Below are 4,251 nucleotides of genomic sequence, written 5' to 3'. Positions count from 1 at the left end.
TTGCGGAGGTTGAGCTTTTAAGTGAGCGAGAGCGGTCTTATTTGCTCACGGAGTTGAATAGTACAGCTCAGGATGTTGAGGTGCCGAGCTGTTTATTGCATGAGTTGTTTGAGCGTCAAGCAAAGAGTCAACCGGATGCGGTGGCGGTGGAAACCGCCAATGAAAGTATCAGCTATGGTCAGCTCAACCAACGTGCGGAAGCTGTCAGCCAGCATTTGTGCGCAAATTCAATATACCAAGTTGGGGATACCGTAGGCGTATATGTTGGGCGTTCGACAGATATGATGGTGGCAATACTGGCCATTTTAAAAGCGGGAGGTACGTACTTACCTTTAGAGCCCAGCTACCCAATTTCTCGAACTGAGTACATGTTGCAAGATTCGGAGGCGACTTGTGTACTTACCGACTCACCCCTTGAGTCTGATCTTAAGCATTTAGCCTTGGAACGTATTTGTGTTGCAAATGCTGTACAGACAGTCGTGGGAGAGGGTTGTAGTCAAAGTAGAGGAAAGTTAAGCGATACAGCTTATATTATCTATACCTCAGGTACGACAGGCAATCCAAAAGGAGTGGCTATTGCGCATCAAAGTGTGACTGAACTTGCGGTAGCCTTGAAAAAACGCTTACCTACAGGTCGAAATGCTCGTGTATTGCAGTTTTCAACCCCCTGTTTTGACGCTTCTGTTTTGGAGTGGGTGTGGGCATTGACGCAGGGCGCAAGTCTTCACATTTGTGGCGAGCAGGAAAGAGCAAACCCAGATCTTATGGCACGCTATCTCGTGCAGCAGAAAATTACGCATACATTACTAACTCCATCTTATCTTGCTCATCTACCATTTCGAGAGGATTATAACTTTGCAGCCTTGGCTGTAGGTGGAGAGGCTTGTGATGAGGAGCTAGGCTGGCGTTGGGCATGTCATTATCCAGTTTTTAATCTCTACGGCCCAACCGAAATCACCGTGTGCGCCAGTATTGCTGAAATTTATGAGAACGAACAGATCACTATTGGGCGGGCAATGCCAAATACTGAGCTATATATCTTGGATCAATCACAGCAGCTTTGCCCTTTTGGTGTTGCAGGAGAGTTGTACATTGGTGGTAATGGTGTAGCCAAAGGTTACATCAATAGAGCAGAGCTTACTGCTGAAAGGTTTGTAACATTGCCTAACTTAGCCCCTTGTAAACGTCTTTACCGGACTGGAGATTTAGTGCGTTACCTTGAAAGTGGTGAGCTTGAATATTTAGGCCGAGCTGACGAACAAATAAAAATTCGAGGATATCGCATTGAGCCTAGAGAGGTTGAACGTCAATTAGCGCTATTAGAGCAAGTTAACAAAGCGGTGATCAAGATAGATAAAGATGGTCAAGGTCACAATCGAATGCTTGCTTATATAGAGCCGATAACAACGGTGGGCCCTGATTTTGTTAGCCACATTAAGTCGCAATTACGCACTAACTTACCTGCTTTTATGGTGCCAGCAGCCATCATTACAGTTGAGCAATGGCCGTTACTTCCAAGCGGTAAAGTTAATAAGGCAGCTCTGAGCTATGAAATTGATAACGTGGAATCTGCGGTTAAAGCTCCCCGTGATGAGATTGAGCAAGCGCTAGCTGGTATTTGGCAACGTCTTTTGAGTATTCCCTACGAACAAATTAGTGTTGATGCTCACTTTATGGAGCTTGGAGGGCATTCATTACTTCTGATCCAATTACTGGCTGAAATCAACGATTATTGGTCACTAGAATTAAGCTTAGCAGAGCTGATCGCTCATCCAGAGATCGCTACATTAGCTGAGAAAGTACGGCAACTTCTGACGATACGAGACCTTAACAGACAAGCCAGTTTAGCCACTGTGATAGAGGAAGGGACGTTGTAATTCGTCCCTCTTTCCCTAATGCAATGGGTTAAAGTTTGCCCAAATAATGATATTGTGTTAAATATTGGTTGTTTTAAATTAACATGTTAGTATCTAAGTGTTATTAAAGTTAATATTTTGTCCGGATTCCCCTTGTTGACAGAGTAGCCGCCAAAATAAGTGTGAAAACAGCTCATGTAGTGGAGGTTGTCTAAATTTTCTGCGCAGTCACACGTGCGTAAGACAGGCCTTATTTGATGCTCAATAATAAGAATGAAAGCCTATTAGGGAAAATAATCTATGAGTATCAGTCAGCTAGTTGCAAGTGCCACGTCTTCAGGTGTGTACCTATATACAGAAGGCGGGCAGCTGAAATATAAATTATCGGTTGCTTCATTTCCTGAAAATCTCAAGCAAGAAATACTGGCAAACAAACAAGAAATTATTCATTTTTTAACAAAGAATGAGATTAATCCTAAGTCAACTATATCTGCGCTGGCATCTCATGACGGTCATTTCCCTCTCTCTTTTGCTCAGCAGCGCCTGTGGTTTATCGATCGCTTTGAAGGGCAGAGTGCACAATACAACATACCTAAGGTGATTAAAGTCGCAGGTGATTTCTCGGTTGATATTGCAGAACGAGCCATTAAGAAATTGATTTGGCGACATAAAGTATTGCGAACCACTTACGGAGAGGTTGAAGGGGAACCCTTTCAGCAGATAAATCAAGAATTCAAATTTAAGATCAACCGCATTGATCTTTCTGCACTTGAGGCACAGTATCAACAACGTAAATTAGCTGAGTTGATCCGATATGATGCAGAAAAGAGTTTTGACTTGGCAACTGAGCTAATGCTACGGGTGAGTTATATTATAGCTGGCCCAGATAACCAAAATACTCTGTTATTTAATATGCATCACATCGCCTCTGACGGCTGGTCGATGAATATATTTGTACGTGAGTTTGTTGCTGAGTATCAAGCGCTGCAAATGGGACAAGAAACCAGACTTACTCCATTGGCTATCCAATATATTGACTTTGCTGTGTGGCAACGGCAGTGGCTAACAGAAAGTCGCTTAGCGGAGCAGTTACGTTACTGGCGACAGCAGTTATCAGGTGCTCCGTTATTGCATCGTTTACCTTTGGATTATCCTCGCCCAGAGCGCAAAGGTAATGAGGGAGCCAGAGTGTTCAGTCGCTATTCTACTGCGGCTATAGAGGCTTTTGCCATGCGCCATGGAATGACCCCCTTTATGGTTTTTCATGCAGCCCTGAGTATTGTACTTTGCCGTCACAGTAACCAATCAGAGTTTATTGTTGGGACTCCGTTTGCAAATAGACAAAACACAGCACTGGCACCGCTAATTGGCTTTTTTGTCAATACCCTAATTTTAAAGTCATCTATCAAACATGATACTGTCGCTGCATTTTTAACTCATATTCGTGATACCAATTTAGCCGCGCAAAGCTATCAAGACTTACCGTTTGAGCAGATTGTAGAGCATTGCCAAGTTGAGCGTAGCGTGCAGCATACTCCTATTTTCCAAGTGATGCTGAGTATGTTTCAGGGTGAGTCGTCAAGCAAGCCGAGCCTATCCCTTCAGGGAGTGGAGTTCGAGGAAGTCTTATCAGATAACATTACTACCAAGTATGACTTAGACATCAGCATTTCCCTGTCCGAATCTGGCTGCAAACTCACTTGGGTCTATGATACCGAGTTATTTAATGAAGAAACCATAACTCAATTTGATAGGCACTTCGGTAATGTTTTGGACAACCTTCTAACGCAACCTGTGGAGCAGCCCTTAGTAGAGTTGGAACTCTTAAGTGAGCGAGAGCGGTCTTATTTGCTCACGGAGTTGAATAGTACAGCTCAGGATGTTGAGGTGCCGAGCTGTTTATTGCATGAGTTGTTTGAGCGTCAAGTAAAGAGCCAACCGGATGCGGTGGCGGTAGAAACCGCCAATGAAAGTATCAGCTATGGTCAGCTCAACCAACGTGCAAACCAATTGGCACGACAACTACAGCATCAAGCAGTGCAGCTAGGAGATGCGGTAGGGATATTGCTAACGCGCTCGGTGAATATGGTTGTGGCAGTGTTGGCAGTATTAAAAGCTGGAGGACGCTATGTCCCACTGGACCCTAATTATCCCAAACAGCGACTGGAGTATATTGTTGCAGATACGCAGTTGCAGCATGTTATTTGTAACGAGCATACTCAAGGGCTATTGGATATCGCAGGTGTCACTCTGTGGCAGCTAGACGCAACTAAACTACAGCAGGACTTAGCACAACAGTGTAGAGACAACTTAGGCCGTCATCCGCAAGCTACGAGCGACCAGCCAAGTTACCTTATTTATACATCAGGCTCGACAGGTAAGCCAAAAGGGGTAG

At 44.2% G+C, this 4,251-nt stretch carries 2 protein-coding genes; both read left to right on the top strand.

Annotation, left to right across the window (positions count from 1 at the left end; translation table 11 throughout):
• The coding region (locus L1271_RS24430) for a non-ribosomal peptide synthetase (protein WP_235369025.1) at positions 1 to 1,877 on the top strand (1,877 nt) is incomplete at its 5' end.
• 279 nt (positions 1,878 to 2,156) lie between these two features.
• The coding region (locus L1271_RS24425; protein WP_235369024.1) for a non-ribosomal peptide synthetase at positions 2,157 to 4,251 on the top strand (2,095 nt) is incomplete at its 3' end.

Origin of the sequence: Pseudoalteromonas sp. OF5H-5 (assembly GCF_021530695.1) — a bacterium.
Lineage (GTDB): Bacteria > Pseudomonadota > Gammaproteobacteria > Enterobacterales > Alteromonadaceae > Pseudoalteromonas.
This window is presented reverse-complemented; position numbering and strand designations above follow the sequence as displayed.